Source organism: Mesorhizobium amorphae, assembly GCF_014843845.1.
Taxonomy (GTDB): Bacteria; Pseudomonadota; Alphaproteobacteria; order Rhizobiales; family Rhizobiaceae; genus Mesorhizobium; species Mesorhizobium amorphae_A.
The window spans coordinates 208,000-223,565 of the sequence record NZ_JHQS01000007.1 but is presented as its reverse complement, the minus strand read 5'-3'; the positions used below and the strand labels follow the sequence as shown (position 1 = coordinate 223,565).

The 15,566-nt window shown below is 65.2% G+C and carries 14 protein-coding genes; 5 read left to right on the top strand and 9 right to left on the bottom strand.

Annotation, left to right across the window (positions count from 1 at the left end; genetic code table 11):
• Nucleotides 1-73 precede the first annotated feature (73 nt).
• The 5 genes from DH08_RS03610 to DH08_RS03590 are packed head-to-tail and all read left to right on the top strand — an operon-like array spanning nucleotide 74 to nucleotide 4,836.
• On the top strand, nucleotides 74-958 hold the full coding sequence (locus tag DH08_RS03610) for a carbohydrate ABC transporter permease (RefSeq protein WP_192177931.1): 885 nt from the start codon (nucleotides 74-76) through the stop codon (nucleotides 956-958).
• A complete protein-coding gene (locus tag DH08_RS03605) occupies nucleotides 958-1,803 on the top strand; it encodes a carbohydrate ABC transporter permease (RefSeq protein ID WP_192177930.1) in 846 nt (281 codons plus the stop codon). Before DH08_RS03610 ends, DH08_RS03605 begins: the two co-directional genes overlap by 1 nt.
• A 2-nt stretch (nucleotides 1,804-1,805) precedes the next feature.
• Nucleotides 1,806-2,822, top strand: coding sequence for an SIS domain-containing protein (locus DH08_RS03600; RefSeq protein WP_192177929.1), 1,017 nt, complete (start codon nucleotides 1,806-1,808; stop codon nucleotides 2,820-2,822).
• Complete coding sequence (locus tag DH08_RS03595; RefSeq protein WP_192177928.1) at nucleotides 2,823-3,761, top strand: carbohydrate kinase family protein; 939 nt, start codon at nucleotides 2,823-2,825, stop codon at nucleotides 3,759-3,761.
• Nucleotides 3,748-4,836: an ABC transporter ATP-binding protein gene (locus DH08_RS03590; RefSeq protein WP_192177927.1), complete on the top strand. Its 1,089-nt coding sequence runs from the start codon at nucleotides 3,748-3,750 to the stop codon at nucleotides 4,834-4,836. The genes DH08_RS03595 and DH08_RS03590 overlap by 14 nt, the downstream gene beginning before the upstream one ends.
• 85 nt (nucleotides 4,837-4,921) lie before the next feature.
• On the opposite strand, the gene amaB is transcribed toward DH08_RS03590, so the two are convergent.
• The 9 genes from amaB to DH08_RS03545 all read right to left on the bottom strand — a co-directional run bounded on the left by amaB (nucleotide 4,922) and on the right by DH08_RS03545 (nucleotide 15,561).
• Nucleotides 4,922-6,436 (bottom strand): L-piperidine-6-carboxylate dehydrogenase, encoded by a 1,515-nt coding sequence (gene amaB, locus DH08_RS03585; RefSeq protein ID WP_192177926.1) that lies wholly within the window; start codon nucleotides 6,434-6,436, stop codon nucleotides 4,922-4,924.
• 170 nt (nucleotides 6,437-6,606) lie between these two features.
• Nucleotides 6,607-7,881: an RNA polymerase sigma factor gene (locus DH08_RS03580; RefSeq protein WP_192177925.1), complete on the bottom strand. Its 1,275-nt coding sequence runs from the start codon at nucleotides 7,879-7,881 to the stop codon at nucleotides 6,607-6,609.
• A complete protein-coding gene (locus DH08_RS03575) occupies nucleotides 7,878-8,252 on the bottom strand; it encodes a YciI family protein (RefSeq protein WP_192177924.1) in 375 nt (124 codons plus the stop codon). The genes DH08_RS03580 and DH08_RS03575 overlap by 4 nt, the downstream gene beginning before the upstream one ends.
• Before the next feature lie 120 nt (nucleotides 8,253-8,372).
• Nucleotides 8,373-9,476, bottom strand: a complete 1,104-nt coding sequence (locus tag DH08_RS03570; protein WP_192177923.1) for a DNA topoisomerase IB — start codon at nucleotides 9,474-9,476, stop codon at nucleotides 8,373-8,375.
• An 85-nt stretch (nucleotides 9,477-9,561) separates the two neighbouring features.
• Nucleotides 9,562-10,299, bottom strand: coding sequence for a hypothetical protein (locus DH08_RS03565; protein WP_192177922.1), 738 nt, complete (start codon nucleotides 10,297-10,299; stop codon nucleotides 9,562-9,564).
• An 11-nt stretch (nucleotides 10,300-10,310) separates the two neighbouring features.
• Entirely contained in the window at nucleotides 10,311-11,162 is an 852-nt protein-coding gene (locus DH08_RS03560) for a glycosyltransferase (RefSeq protein WP_192177921.1), read from the bottom strand.
• 22 nt (nucleotides 11,163-11,184) lie between these two features.
• Nucleotides 11,185-12,120, bottom strand: coding sequence for a glycosyltransferase family 2 protein (locus tag DH08_RS03555; RefSeq protein ID WP_192177920.1), 936 nt, complete (start codon nucleotides 12,118-12,120; stop codon nucleotides 11,185-11,187).
• Nucleotides 12,121-12,251: 131 nt separating this feature from the next.
• Nucleotides 12,252-13,136, bottom strand: coding sequence for a transglutaminase family protein (locus DH08_RS03550; protein WP_192177919.1), 885 nt, complete (start codon nucleotides 13,134-13,136; stop codon nucleotides 12,252-12,254).
• Nucleotides 13,137-13,149: 13 nt separating this feature from the next.
• On the bottom strand, nucleotides 13,150-15,561 hold the full coding sequence (locus tag DH08_RS03545; RefSeq protein WP_192177918.1) for a circularly permuted type 2 ATP-grasp protein: 2,412 nt from the start codon (nucleotides 15,559-15,561) through the stop codon (nucleotides 13,150-13,152).
• Between the last annotated feature and the right edge of the window lie 5 nt (nucleotides 15,562-15,566).

Sequence of the window (15,566 nt, the reverse complement as noted above, 5' to 3'; positions counted from 1 at the left end):
TTTTGCCAGACGGGCGGCCTCGTGCCGCCCGTGCTATTTCTGAAACAGTGATGACCAAGAAGAGGCGCCTCCGATGTCAGGCACCTGGATGACGACCCGTGCGTGGTTGCTGATGCTGCCGCTTCTCGTGGTCATGGTCGCCGTCATCGGCTGGCCGCTCGTCGATACCGTCGGCCTGTCCTTCACCGACGCCAAGCTGGTCGGCACGGCCGGCAATTTCGTCGGCATCGACAACTACACCAAGATGCTGTCCAGCTCGAACTTTTCACGCACGCTGGTCACCACGACCTGGTTTGCCGTTGCGTCCGTCGCCATCGAAATGGTGATCGGCGTTCTGGCAGCACTGTTGCTGAACCAGGAATTTCGCGGCCGCACCTTCCTGCGGGCGTTGATGATCCTGCCCTGGGCGCTGCCGACCGTGGTCAACGCCACGCTCTGGCGGCTGATCTACAATCCCGAATATGGCGCGCTGAACGCAGCGCTCACGCAGTTGCACCTCATCGATGCCTATCGCTCCTGGCTCGGCGAACCAGGCACGGCACTGGCGGCACTGATCATCGCCGATTGCTGGAAAAACTTTCCGCTGGTCGCCCTGATCGCGCTCGCCGCCCTGCAGGCCGTGCCGCGCGACATCACCGCCGCCTCGCTGGTCGACGGCGCCGGGCCGTTCGCGCGTTTTCGCTTCGTCATCCTGCCCTATCTCGCCGGACCGCTGATGGTGGCGCTGGTGCTGCGCACCATCGAGGCCTTCAAGGTCTTCGACATCATCTGGGTGATGACACGCGGCGGCCCGGCCAACAGCACGCGCACGCTGTCGATTCTTGTCTACCAGGAGGCCTTCTCCTTCCAGCGCGCCGGTTCCGGCGCCTCGCTGGCGTTGATCGTCACCTTGCTCGTCACCGTGCTGGCGCTCGCCTATGCCGCACTGGTGAAAAAGACCGCCGGGAGCGCCACCTGATGGAACGCAAGAGCCCCGCCTTCAACGTCTTCATCTATGCCTGCGCGGTTCTGCTCGCCGTCGTCATCCTGGCACCGATCGCCTGGCTGTTCGTCATGAGCATCTCGCCGGCCGCCGACCTTGCCGCCAAGCCGCTGCGCTGGTGGCCGCAAAGTGCCGACTTCTCCCGCTACCAGCAATTGCTGTCTACGGCCGAAAACAGCGCCGGAGCAGCCTTCACCGCATCGCTGCGCAACAGCCTCGAAATCGCCGGCATGGCGACGCTTGCCGCACTGCTGCTCGCCATCCCGGCCGGCTGGGCGGTCTCGCGCACGCCGTCGATCGGCTGGTCGCTGTCGATGGTGATCGCCACCTATATGCTGCCGCCGGTGGCGCTGGCCGTGCCGCTCTATATGGGGCTTTCCTATCTCGGCCTGCTCAACAATGTCTTCGGCCTGGCGATGGTCTACCTGACCATCCTGGCACCCTTCACCACCTGGCTGATGAAATCGGGTTTCGACGCCATCCCACGCGAAATCGAGGCGGCGGCGATGATCGACGGCGCCGGCCTGTTCCAGACCCTGCGCATCATCACACTGCCGCTGGCGGCACCTGTGGTTGCGACATCGGCGCTGTTTGCGGTGCTGCTTGCCTGGGACGAGTTTTTCTACGCCTTGCTCTTCACCTCGGACCAGCGCGCCAAGACGCTGACGGTCGCCATCGCCGATCTCGCCGGCGGCCGCGTCTCCGACTACGGGCTGATCGCCACCGCCGGCGTGCTCGCCGCTCTGCCGCCGGTGCTGATCGGCCTGGTCATGCAGCGCGCGCTGATTTCCGGCCTCACCAGCGGCGGCGTGAAAGGATGATAATGCCTGCAGGAAAACCCCGCCCGACCGGCCTCCTCGCGATCGACCGCGAAATGGCGCGCCAGCATGCGGACGCCATCGCCTCGTTCCGGCAGAACACGACTATCGCGGCAAAGGTCGCGGCCGCGATCCGGCAGAGCGGCAGTTTGCTCCTGCTCGGCATGGGCGGCTCGCACGCGGTTGGGCGCGCCGTCGAACCGCTCTACCGGGCGCATGGCATCGACGCCGTTGCGCTGCCGCTCTCCGAGCAGCTGGGCCAGCCGCTGCCGCTCTCCGGCAGGACCGTGCTCGTCACCTCGCAGTCCGGCGAAAGCGCCGAAGTCGTTAGATGGTTCGCGGCGAAAGGCGATGGCGCTGACGCTTTCGGCCTGACGTTGGAAAGTGCCTCCTTCCTTGCCAGAACCGCGCCGAGCCTGATCGGCGCCGGCGGCACGGAACTCGCCTTCGCCGCGACCCGCAGCCTCACCGTCAGTTTTGCCTTGCACCTGGCGATCCTGTCGGCGCTCGGCGATGATCCGGCCGCCGCCCTTGCGGCGCTGGAAGCCCCTGAAACCGTCGATGTCGGCAACGCGCTAGCCGCGCTGAGCAGGGTAGGAACCATCGTCACCTCCGGCCGCCGCCTGCAGGGCCTCGCCGAAGCTCTGGCGCTCGGCCTCACCGAATTGTCGCGGCTGCCATGTTTTTCCCTCGAAGGCGGCCAGCTTCGCCATGGACCGATGGAGATGCTTGGCCAGCGCATCGGCGTCATCCTGTTTCGCGGCGACGACCAGACGGCGGAACTGGTGACCGCCATGGCCATCTCCGTGGTCGAGGCCGGCGCGCCGCTCGTCATTTTCGATTCCTCCGGACAGGCGCCAGTTTCCGGAGCGGTGACGCTCGCCTTCAAGCCGGCTTCGGGGCTCGCGGCGATCTTTGCCATGTTGCCGGTGGCGCAGCGCCTTATGATCGCCTTCGCCGACGCCCGCGTCGACGATGCCGGCACGCCGGTCCGCTCCACCAAGATCACCAGGAGCGAATGAATGCGGCCGCTCGCAGTGATCGGCAACGTCAATGTCGACCTGATCGTCGGCCCGGTCGCACCGTGGCCGAAGGCAGGGACCGAGACCGTCGTCGACCATGACGAGTTGCGCGTCGGCGGACAGGCGGGAAACACGGCACTCGCCTGGCAGGCGCTGGACGTCGACTTCGATATCGCCGCCAATGTCGGCGACGACCAGTTCGGCCGCTGGCTGCGCGAAGCATTCGGCCACCGCGCCGAAAGATGGCCGGTGCGCCCCGAGGGCACGACACTGTCGGTCGGCATGACCCATCCCGACGGCGAGCGCACCTTCTTCACCACGCGCGGGCACTTGCCGCGCCTGAGCCTCGCCGATGTCATCTCCAGTCTCGACGGCAAGCGGCTGTCGGGCGGATGCGCACTGCTCTGCGGCTCCTTCCTCACCGACGATCTCACCCGCGACTATGACGCGTTCTTCGACTGGGCGGACAGGCATCGCATCGCCGTGGCGCTCGACACCGGATGGCCGATCGACGGCTGGACCGCGGCGAACTGCGCGGCTGCGCGCGCCTGGCTGTCGCGCTGCGAGCTGGCGCTGTTCAACGAGGTCGAGACGCTGACCCTTGCTGCATTGGAAGACCCCGTCGATGCCGCGCGCGAGATCAGGTTCGGCATGAAGAAAGGCGCTGTGGTCGTGGTCAAGCGCGGGCCGCAAGGCGCCCTCGCCGTCGGGCCGGATGGCGCCCTCGTCGAAGCGCCCGCGCCCGACGTGAAGGTCGTCGACACGATCGGCGCCGGCGACGTCTTCAACGCCGCCTTCCTGGCGGCACTGACGCGGGACCAGCCGCTGGCCGCGTGCCTCTCCTTCGCGACACAGGTGGCGTCTCGCGCCATCTCCACTTTGCCCCGCAACTATGGCGGAGCCCTGCAATTCGAGGACGCCAGCCATGAGCGCGCTTGAAATCCGCGACATCCGCAAGAACTACGGCGCCGTCGAAACGCTGAAAGGCATCGACATCGCCCTGGAAAGCGGCGAGTTCCTGGTGCTGCTCGGTTCATCCGGCTGCGGGAAGTCAACGCTGCTCAACATCATCGCCGGCCTCGCCGAAGCGACCAGCGGCGAGGTGATGATCGGCGGCCGTTCGGTGCTCGGCGTCCACCCGAAGAACCGCGACATCGCCATGGTCTTCCAGTCCTACGCGCTCTATCCGAACCTCACCGTTCACCGCAACATCGGTTTCGGGCTGGAGATGCGCAAGGTTCCTGTCGCCGAGCGCGACAAGGCGGTACGCGACGCCGCGAAATTGTTGCAGATCGAACCCCTGCTCGACCGCAAGCCCGGCCAGCTTTCCGGCGGCCAGCGCCAGCGCGTCGCCATCGGCAGGGCGCTGGTGCGCAAGCCGCAGGTCTTTCTCTTCGACGAGCCGCTCTCCAATCTCGACGCCAAGCTTCGCCTGGAGATGCGCACCGAGTTGAAGCGCCTGCACCAGATGCTGCAGACCACCGTCGTCTACGTCACCCACGACCAGATCGAGGCGATGACGCTGGCAACGCGGATCGCCGTCATGCACGACGGCAGGATCGAGCAGCTCGGCACGCCCGAGGAGATCTACAATTACCCGGCGACGCTCTATGTGGCGGGTTTCGTCGGTGCGCCGTCGATGAACATGCTGGAGGCAGTCGTCGAGGACGGCAGACTCGCCATTGCCGGCTCGGACGTACCGCTGCCGCTGCCGGCCCGCTTCAGGACCGCGGCACCGAACGGCGCGCCGGTCATTGTCGGGATCAGGCCCGAGGCGCTTCGCCTGGCAACCGGCGCCGCAACGGAGTTCTCGTTGCCGGTCGAGATCGACGTGGTCGAACTCACCGGCCCGGAACTGGTCACCACCGCCCGCATCGGCAGTCAACGGCTGACAGCTTGCCTGCCGCCGCGCGCCCGCGTCGCCAAGGGCGAACCATGCGCCTTCACCTTCGACGAGGACGCGCTGCGCCTGTTCGACCCGGCGACCGGCAAAGCCCTCGAAACAGCCCGCTAAACGCAAAAGCCGACAACGCCTCAGGCGTCGTCGGCTTTTGTTTGACGGTTCGGCGGTCAAGGCCGCCAGAACGGGACGAACGTCCTCAGTCGATGTCGAAGGACACGCCCTGCGCCAGCGGCAGCGCCTTGGAATAGTTCACCGTGTTGGTGGCGCGGCGCATATAGGCCTTCCAGGCGTCCGAACCGCTCTCGCGGCCGCCGCCGGTTTCTTTCTCGCCGCCGAAGGCGCCGCCGATCTCGGCGCCCGATGTGCCGATGTTGACATTGGCGATGCCGCAATCCGAACCGTCGACGCCGAGGAAGCGCTCGGACTCCTGCAGGTCGCGGGTGAAGATCGACGACGACAATCCGGCGCCGACTGCATTGTGCTCGTCGAGCACGGTGTCGAAATCGGAATACTTCATCACGTAGAGGATCGGCGCGAAGGTCTCTTCCGTCACCGGCGAGACCTGCCTGGGCATCTCGACCAGCGCCGGATGCACATAATAGGCATCCGGGTGGCCGTTCTCTACCCGCGAACCGCCGGTCACCTTACCGCCGTGAGCAGTGGCTTCCTTCAGCGCCTTCTGCATGGCCTCGAAAGCGGCCTCGTCGATCAGCGGACCGACCAGCGACGAGGTCTCCAGCGGATTGCCGACCGAAACGCTCTGATAGGCCTTTTTCAGGCGCGGCAGCAGGGCGTCGTAGACGCTGTCATGCACGAACAGGCGCCGCAAGGTGGTACAGCGCTGGCCGGCCGTGCCCATGGCGCCGAAGGCGATGGCTCGCAGCGCCATGTCGAGATCGGCCGTCGGGCAGACGATGCCGGCATTGTTGCCGCCGAGCTCGAGCACGGCGCGCGCAAAACGCTTGGCCAGGCGCGGACCGACATCGCGGCCCATGCGGGTCGAGCCGGTGGCCGAAACCAGCGGCACCTTGGGATGGTCGACCAGGATCTCGCCGACGGCGCGGTCGCCGATCAGCACCGGTGCCAGGCCCTGCGGCGCATCCGCGCCGAAGCGCTTCACCGCTCGCGCAAAAATCGCCTCGCAGGCCAGTGCGGTCAGCGGCGTCTTTTCCGACGGCTTCCAGACCACGGCGTCGCCGCAAACCAGCGCAAGGGCCGCGTTCCACGACCACACCGCGACCGGGAAGTTGAAGGCCGAGATGACGCCGACGACGCCGAGCGGATGCCAGGTCTCCATCATGCGATGGCCGGGGCGCTCGGTGGCGATGGTCAGGCCGTACAATTGCCGGGAGAGACCGACGGCGAAATCGCAGATGTCGATCATCTCCTGCACTTCGCCGAGGCCTTCGGACGGAATCTTGCCGACCTCGATCGACACCAGCCGGCCAAGCTCGGCCTTGTGCGCGCGCAATTCCTCGCCGAGCAGGCGCACCAGTTCGCCGCGCTTCGGCCCCGGCACCAGCCGCCAGGCCTGGAAGGCCTTGTGCGCGGCATCGATGGTCTTTGCCGCATCGGCCGGCGAGATCGTCTTCAGCGCCGCGATCTGCTCGCCCGTCACCGGGCTACGCACGATGAGGTCGCCACCGACAAGCGCATCCTTGGCGACGCCCAGTTTCGCCAGCAGTTCGGCCGTTTCCTTCGCTATCGTCATTTTTGTCCCTTTCAGATCCCGTCGCTTATAGGACGGAGGTCAAGCCTGGCGCCACGCACCATTGTGCCATCGGGCGCTGTCATGGCGTGGCATTACTCGTTTCAGGGAAAAACCGCCACCCCGGCATGGTCTAAGCCTGGGCCGCACGATTGAGCCAGACGGAACAGGCGTCAGCGCGCTGTCTTTGCGGCGGCCTTCGCGGCGCCGTCCTTGATCAGGCGATCGATATGCATGCGGATATGGGCGGCTTCCGCTGCGGTGTTGGCCAGCGCAATCGCACGGTCGAAGGCGACGCGCGCCTCCTCGCCGCGGCCGAGTTGCATCAACAGGCCACCCTTGAGGCCAAAGAAGTGGAAATATCCGGACAGCCTTTCCCCAAGCGGCTCGATCATGGCAAGAGCCGCTTCCGGGCCGCGCACCTTAGCCACCGCGACGGCGCGGTTCAGCGTTATCACCGGCGACGGCTGCATCTGCTCGAGCAGGCTGTAGAGCAGGTCGATTTCGGTCCAGTCGGTATCCTCGGGCCTCTCCGCCCGCGCATGCAGCGCGGCGATCGCCGCCTGCACCTGATAGGGTCCAGGCTGCTGATGGCGCAGCGCCTTGTCGACCAGCGCCAGGCCCTCATCGATCATCTTGCGGCTCCACAGGGTGCGATCCTGGTCCTCGAGCAGCACGATCTCGCCGTTTTCGTCGAAGCGAGCCGACGCTCGCGCATGCTGGAGCAGAAGCAGCGCCGTCAGTCCCATGATCTCCGGCTCGGTCTGGAACAGCCTGAGCAGCAAACGCGCCAGCCGGATCGCCTCCTCGCAGAGCGGCGCACGGGCCGGCGCCTCGCCGCTGTTGGTTGAATAGCCTTCGTTGAAGATCAAATAGACCATGGCGGCGACAGCCGCGAGCCGCTCCGAGCGCTCGACCGCGCCCGGCGTCTCGAACGGCACGCCGGCGTCCGCAATGCGCGCCTTGGCGCGGGTGATGCGCTGCTCCATGGCGCTTTCGCCGACCAGGAAGGCACGCGCGATCTGCTTGACCGTGATGCCGGAGACGATGCGCAACGCGACCGCGATCTGCTGCGTCGCCGGCAGGTCCGGGTGGCAGCAGATGAACAACAGCCGCAAAATGTCGTCGCGGTAGTGGGCGCCGTCCAGCCGCTCGGCAATATCGCTTTCGGCGTCCTCGAGGTCGGAGATCTGATCCTCTTCCGGCAGCGGCGCCTGCTTGGAGCGCTTGCGCACCGCGTCGATGCCGCTGTTGCGGCCGACGAAGATCAGCCAGGCGGCGGGATCGCGTGGCGGGCCGTTTTTCGGCCAGTTCTTGAGCGCCCTGAGGCAGGCGTCCTGGAAAGCCTCTTCCGCGGCGTCGAGGTCGCGGAAGTAGCGCAGCAGCGCGCCCATCGCCTGCGGACGGGCGGTGCTGATCGCATTGCTGATCCAGGCAAGCTCGGTCATGCGGGAACTCTGGCGGGGTTGTAGACGGAAACCGGGCGTATCTCGTAGGAACCGCCGCTGGGGTTGACCTCGGAGAGTTCGCGGGCGAACTCCACGGCCTCGTCGAGATCGGCGCATTCGAGCGTGTAGAAGCCGAGGAACTGTTCCTTGGTTTCGGCAAACGGACCATCGATGACCACCGATTCGCCCTTGACCTTGCGCAGCGTTGTCGCGGCGGTCGTCGGCAAAAGCCGCGCCACCGGGCCAAGCCGGCCGGCCTGGGCATATTTTTCCTGGACGTTGAGAAGATTGGCCATGACCTCATCGTCCTGCTCCTTGCTCCAGGAGCAAACGACGTCTTCGGAAGCATAGCAGAGGATAGCGTAGAGCATGATCGGTCCTTTTCTCTGTCAAAGGACGAGACAGTAGGACCGTTCCCGACATAAGGTCGATAAAAAAATCTGGGCTTTCGATGGCGCATCATGAGCCCGCGAGAAATTCGCCCGCCTGCATCAGCTCTCTTGCATCTTCAGCCATCGCAGGATCAGCATCTCCTCGTCATCGAGCCCCGGTATAGCCCGCTTGCGTTTGTTCGCTTGCGCCATTTCACCGAGTAGCCGCCCTTGCGACCAGGCCTCGAAGACCGTCGGATGAATGTAGCATTTGCGGCAGACGGCGCGCGTATTGCCCAGCCGCTCCGCGACCTTGTCGATGACGGCATTCGTCGTCCGCTTGATTTGCGCCTGGCTTTCGGGAACCTCCGTCTGCGCAAACAGCGAGGCGGCATGGATCGTGCCGCCCCAGGTGCGGAAGTGCTTGGAGCTGAAATCCGCGCCGGCCGCGTCGCGGATGTAGCGGTTGACGTCGTCGGAACGCACGGGACGCCTGTTGCCGTCCTCGTCGAGATACTGGAACAGCTTCTGCCCCGGCAGGTCCTGGGCGCCGCGCACGATCCTGGCGATCCGGCGATCGACCAGCTTCAGTTTCCATTCCTTGCCGGACTTGCCCTTGAAGGCAAAGCGCAGGCTGGTGCCCTTGATGTCGACATGACGGTCGCGCAGCGTGGTCAGTCCGAAACTCTTGTTGTCGCGCGCATAGGCGGCGTTGCCGACGCGGATCATGGTGTTGTCGAGCAGCCAGACAACTGCCGCGACGACGCGTTCCGCCGGCAGGCCGTGGCGGCGCAGATCGGCATCGATCCGCTGGCGCAGTTCGGGCAGGCTTTCGGCAAAGGCGACCAGGCTCGAATATTTGGCCCCGTCGCGCTCTTCGGCCCATAGCGGATGGTAGCGATACTGCTTGCGCCCGCGCTGGTCGCGGCCGGTCGCCTGGATGTGACCCTCCGGATCGGGCGAGATCCACACATCGGTCCAGGCCGGCGGTATGGCGAGCGCCTTGATGCGCGCGATGGTGCTCTCGCTCACCGCGCGGTCGTTCGGCCCCTTGTAGGAGAAGCCCTTGCCTGCCCTGAGGCGGCGGATGCCGGCTTCGCTGTCGGAAACATAGATCAGCGACGCCTGGTCGGCGGAAGCCTGGGCGCCATTCGTCGCCGCTCCATTGCCTGGTGCAACTTTCCTGTCGGCCGATTCGTGTGACGACCCGGATTTGTCCAGCATGTCCTCTCCGCGGGAACTTCCGCGTAGATAAGCAACGGATCGACGGCAGGTTCCGTCGTCAGGGAATGTTTTCGGGGTTGACCGATCAGGGTGGCCGGCCGTGCATCCCGGCTGCAATGTCGGCCATCCACAGGCCGCCATCGTCGACATGAGGTGGATGGTATTCGCGTCCAGGGGAAATGCGTTCAAAGACTGCCCCGGCCTCGTCAGCGAGGTAATCGTAGCCCACGTCCTGAAGCACATGCCCCGGATCGAGATAGTCATAAAGATCACGGCGGGCGATCCGCCGCTTGGGCTCGATCATTTTCAGATGATAGAGGTTGAGCCCACTATCCCTGGCTTTGAACCCGACACTGGAAGGATACCAGAGATCGTGAAAGTCCTTGGACTGGCAGTTTGCCGGGTCGTAGGCTTTGAACAGGCGGTACTGAATTTTTTCGCCCCATAGCCCATCGACGCGGTAGTCGGTCGGCGAATACATTTCACGGAGTCTGAACCCCCAGGCAATTCGCCTGTAGACACTCGTCAATTTTGCGATCCGCTCTGCCGCACCGCGTTCCAGCCGCTCGTCGGGATCGATAGCCAAAATCCAGTCGGCGGCAGCGTCGCGCGCCGCCGCCAGCAGCGCGTGCCGCCGAAGCGGCTCGCTGCTGAAAGCCCCCGTCGCCTTGCGATCGTCATAGGCAATCCAGCCATCGACGATCGGATCGAGGTTGGCGATAAGATCGGAAACCAGATGCGCGTCAAAGCGATAGCTGAAGACTGCGATAACTCTCTGCCGCGAGCGGAACAATCCGGGCCGTCGCGGAGGTTGGGGTTTCATGTGGGATGTTATCATTGCGGTCGCTTGCCCGCTTTCGCACCGTCGCGCGCGCCAGCATAGACGCCCACGGATTTGATCAACAGGGCCAGCCAGACAATTGGCAGCGACATCATCGCGAAGGTTCGATCCCGTCCGGAAAGCCCGATCTTCGCCAGCTTGCGGACATTATGCCGGTCGTGAAAGGTGTCGCGAAAAAATCGGAACGGCGTCTTTGGGCTGGACGCGACAAGGTAGTCACCGCGTCGACATCCACGCCGGTATTGATCGGCAAACAGCCTCACCAGGCTTGTTTCATTGCGATGCACTGTTTGCACACGCGGCTCCCAGACGGGCAGAGGTTCCCGCGGCAGCCTGTCCAGAAAGTTGGTATCTTCGCCGGCTGGCAACTCTTCGTCGAACAAGCCGTATTCATCGAACAGCTTGCGATCGAACGACACGCCGTATCGCAGCGCACGATCCGCCGGCAAACCGGGAAGTCGCCGCATGAACATGATCAGATGAGCCGCACAGGCAATCAGATTGCGCGGATGGCTGTTCACGATGGCGCTCGCCACCATGCGGTCGCCGGCCAGATGTCGCTCTATCCGGGCCTCGGCCCAGCCGGGACAGGCGAGGCAATCGTCGGCAAGAAAAGCAACGAAGGGCGCTTGTGTCGCCGCTATGCCGACATTGCGGGCCGCACCGACATACAGCCTTCGACCGATCTCGATCACCGGCACCTTGATCCCGGCGCCAGCCAACAGTGCCAGCATGTTCCCACCACCTGAGTTGACCACGACGATCTCGAGCGGCGGGTTCTGATCAAGCAGAGATGTCACCGCATCGACTATCTGAACCGGCGCGCGGTAGCCAATAACGACCACAGCAAGCTTCGGTCGGTGTGAATCAGGCACTTTGCAGCAGGGCGTGTGAAATGGAGAAACGGCGCCGCACCGCGAGCTTCAACTGGTAGCGCATGCAGCGCCATATGTCCGAGGGGACCTTGGGCGCGGCCTTGGCCACGGCAAGGAACCGCGCTGCCGTGTCAAAGTCGCCGCGTGCATAGTGGACGCGGGCGATCTTGAGCGCGACCAGGCCTTCCCTCGTTTTCAGCGTCGACTTGGCGATGCCGCAGTCGGTGAGTTGACGCAAGGCGTGGCGCCAGGCGAGGAAGCGTTGTGCCGGCTTGATCGTGAAACGGTCGTCGGAGCGCTCCGCCGAGACGAAGTAGGTCATGACGGGCTGTGTAATGACGGCAAGCGGGGCCCGGCACATCAGTCGCGCCCAGAACAGCGTGTCCTCATCATAGGCGAGCGCGGTCGGGAACCGCGTCTCGCCGATCGCGCGCCGGGACACCAGCGCACTGCCGACCGCGATCGAGCGAACCTGACCTTCCAGATAGGCAGAGGCGTTGGCGATGCCGGTAACCGTATAGCCGTACGGCAATTTGAACTGGTGATGCTCGCCCTTGGTACGCCGGCGAAAGGCGCCGACCACCATCTCGGCTCTCGGTTGCGCGTCGCTTCGCGAAAGCAGCGATCTCAGGCCGCCTTCCAGATGCAGATCATCGGCATCGATCATGTATATCCATGGGCAGTCCGCCTGCGCCAGGGCCAGATTGCGGGCGCCGCCGGCGTCCCGGCAATTCGACGCAATCACGCGCAGCGGCAAGGCCAGCCGCGATGCAGCTTCCTCAGCCACGGCGGCCGTGTCGTCCGAGGACGCATCGTCGACCAGCAGCACTTCGCCAATGACCGCCGCCTCTGAACGAAGCGACGCCAGCGTGCCGGCAATGGTGGCCGCCGCATTATGTGCCGGAATGATAACGCTGACCGTTTTCAATGATAAACTCCGCGCCGGCGCATGCGTCCGGCGGCCCCAATCCTTGTGCCCAAGATAACGGCAGCATCGGCTTTTGAGAAGCAGTCTTTGCTCGCCCGGAGACTTACGAACAGCCTGAGCCTGGGATCCGGTCAGACTTTCTCGAGGGCAACTGGAATGACGTCGACCGCCTGCTCGCCGACCTGTCCGCCCGTGGTCTTCAGCACGCCGACGATCGGCGCCACGTCGGAATAGTCGCGGCCGTAGCCGACGGTGATGTGGTCGTTGCTTGCCCGCATGCCGTTGGTCGGGTCGAATTCCTGCCAGCCGGCGTCGCGCCCGCACCAGGCCTTGACCCAGGCATGCATGGCGTCGGCGCCCTCCAGCCGGGGTTTGCCCTTCGGCGGAATGGTGCGCAGGAACCCGCTGACATAGCCGGCGGGAATGCCGAGACCGCGTAGGCCTGAAATCATGATATGCGAAAAATCCTGGCAGACGCCCCGCTTCAGGCCGAAGGCGTCGCTGGCGCGCGTCTGGACCGTGGTCGCCTTGCCGTCATAGGTGAAATCGCGATGAATGCGGTTGCACAAATCCATGACCGTGCCGGCGGTCGAACCGGCGATGCTCGCTTGCGCGTATGCCGTGATCGCCGCATCGATGCCGGCGTGATCGCTGGCGGCGAGAAAGTGATGCGGCGCATCGGGCGCCAGTGACCGCACCGCGCAGAGTTCCTCCTTAAGCCGGTCTATCCCGGGCGACACGTCGAGCCCGGGCTCCGGACGAGACACAGACACGCGCGCGCTCATCCTGATGTCCAAGGCATCATGCGCATCGCGAACGGCGATCGAGGTGACATTGTTGCCGAAAAAGTCGGAAAAGTCCGCGCGTTCGCTGGGCGCCGGCGCGAAGGACAGGGACGCGGCGACCACCCGCTGCACGCCCGATATGGTCGGTGGCAGCACGCGCACCTGATGGCGGCCGCCGCCGGCCGCGGCATCGTAGTCGTAGCTGAGATGAAGCCTGATGTCGTAGAGCATGGCTGCCTTGGTCTTATCCGAAATAGGCCTTGGCGACGCTGTTGTAGAGGCCGCCGATCTCGCCGGCGAGATCGTCGAGTGCATTCGCCGTCATGTCCGAAGGCTCCATCACGGCGATCGCCGTGTTGAGCTGCAGGATCTCCTTGGCCGCCGGCGACATATGCCCCTCGCCGCCGACGGTGGGCAACAGCCCGATTTCGGCTTTCAGCCGCTCGAGCTGAAACAGGATCGAGCGCGGATTGAGCGGATCGAGCGCCAGGAGATCGATCACCGTGCGCCGCCCGGCCTGCACCGGATATTGCCGGCGATGGGTCATGACGCTGTCGCCGATCTCCAGCATCATATCGAGCGCGCCGTCCGGCGCTCCGGTCCTGGTCAGGCAGGCCAGCGTGCGGGCGATCTGGATGCCGCGCTCCAGCCGCCTTCCGATCTCGAGGAAACGCCAGCCGGTGAAGCGGTACATGTTCTCATGCAGCAGGCCGGAAAAGCCCGAGAGTTTGCGCAGGATCACCGTCATTGCCCGCGTCGCGTCGTCGCCCGGCGCCACAGTGGTCGCGAACTGATGGATGGTCTTCGACAGATCCTTCAGCGCCAGCCAGCCATCGGGCGAAAACCGGTCGCGGATCTGGCCGGCGCTGTAGACGGCGCTGTCCAGCGTGCTGATCAGGCCGAGCGGGATCGCCGAATCGACGTCGATGCCGAAAGGTTCGAGATAGTCCCTGACGTCGGCAAGCAGCGGCATTTCAGGATCGGAGGTCTCGGCCAGCCGCACGTGATAGGCGCGCAGGATGCGCACCGTGTCTTCCGACCGCTCGATATAGCGGCCGAGCCATGTCAGGTTTTCCGCTGCCCGGCTGGGCAGGTTGCCCGGCATGGTGCGGGTGAAGCTGTCGTGCTCCTGCGGCAGCAGCGTCTCGCGCTCCACCGGCCGGTCGCTGACAACCCACACATCCGCTGCCTGGCCGCCGCGCTGCATGGCGATCGCCGTCGGATCGAGCGAAAAGCCGATGCGCGCAAAGCCGCCGGGCATCACCGTCCAGCCTTCCGGTGTTCGGGCCAGATAGACGCGCAGGCTCGCCGGCCGCGGCTCCAGCCAGCCGCCGATATAGACCGGCGTGGTCGACAGCGTCACCGCTTCCTGGCCGACGAAGCCGCCGCCATCGCGCTCGATACGGGCGACCAGTTCGGCCCGCTCCTCGTCGGACAGTGTCGACCCGAGCCGGGTCGACTCGTCATCCTCGAAGGCAAGCCGCGTCGACAGCGCCGGACCGACAACCATGCGGTCGAAATTGGCGAGCACATGCCGGCGCTCGCTCTCTTGCCCGCACCACCAGGTGGCGACGCTTGGCAAGAGAAGCTCCTCGCCCCGCAACTCGCGCGCAATCCTCGGCAGGAACGACTGCAGCGCCCGCGTTTCCAGCAGGCCGGAACCGAGCGCGTTGACGGCCGAAACCGCGCCCTGGCGGATTGCCTCGACCAGCCCCGGCGTGCCGATCTGCGAGTCCGGCCTGAGCTCCAGCGGATCGGCGAAGGCGGCGTCGAGCCGCCGCCACAGCACGCCGACCGGCTTCAGCCCCGAGACCGTGCGCACCATTAGTCTGCCGCCCGAGACGGTCAGGTCCTCGCCCTCGAGCAGCATGATGCCGAGATAGCGGGCGATATAGGCGTGCTCGTAATAGGTTTCGTTGAGCGGCCCCGGCGTCAGGATGGCGACGCGGCCGCCCGATACCTTGGCCATGCCGATCAACGCATCGCGAAAACGGCGGAAGAAGCCGGCAAGCCGATGCACATGCATCTCGCCATAGATGTCGGACAGCGCGCGCGTGGTGGCGACACGGTTCTCCAGCGCAAAGCCCGCTCCTGAAGGCGCCTGCGTGCGGTCGCCCAGCACCCACCAACGTCCGTCCGGGCCGCGACCGAGTTCGAAGGCGAGCATGTGGAGGAAATGGCCGCTGGCAGGCCGGACGCCGACGACGGGCCGCAAATATTCGGGGCTCGCCGCGATCAGGCCGGCCGGCAGAATGCCTTTGTCGATCAGCCGGTTCGACCCGTATATGTCGGCCAATATCTCTTCGAACAGATCGGCGCGCTGGACGAGGCCGGCACTGATGTCGGCCCACTCCCTTTCCTCGATCAGCAGCGGGACATGCGCCAGCGGCCATTCCCGCTCGTTGGCGCCGGCCTTGTCGTAGACGCGGTAGTAGACGCCGGCGTCGCGCAGATACTGGTCGGCGCGGGCGAAACGCTGGCCGAGCTTTTCCGGCCCCAGTTGCTCCAGCGCCTCGATGAAATCCTGCCAGACCGGACGCGGATTGCCAGATGCATCGACCATCTCGTCGACGACGCCGTCGATCGGCTGGTAGTGCTCCAGCAGACTGTGCGTCAGCGGCTTGTCACGTATCTTTTTCTGATTCCCCTTTGCCATCGCTG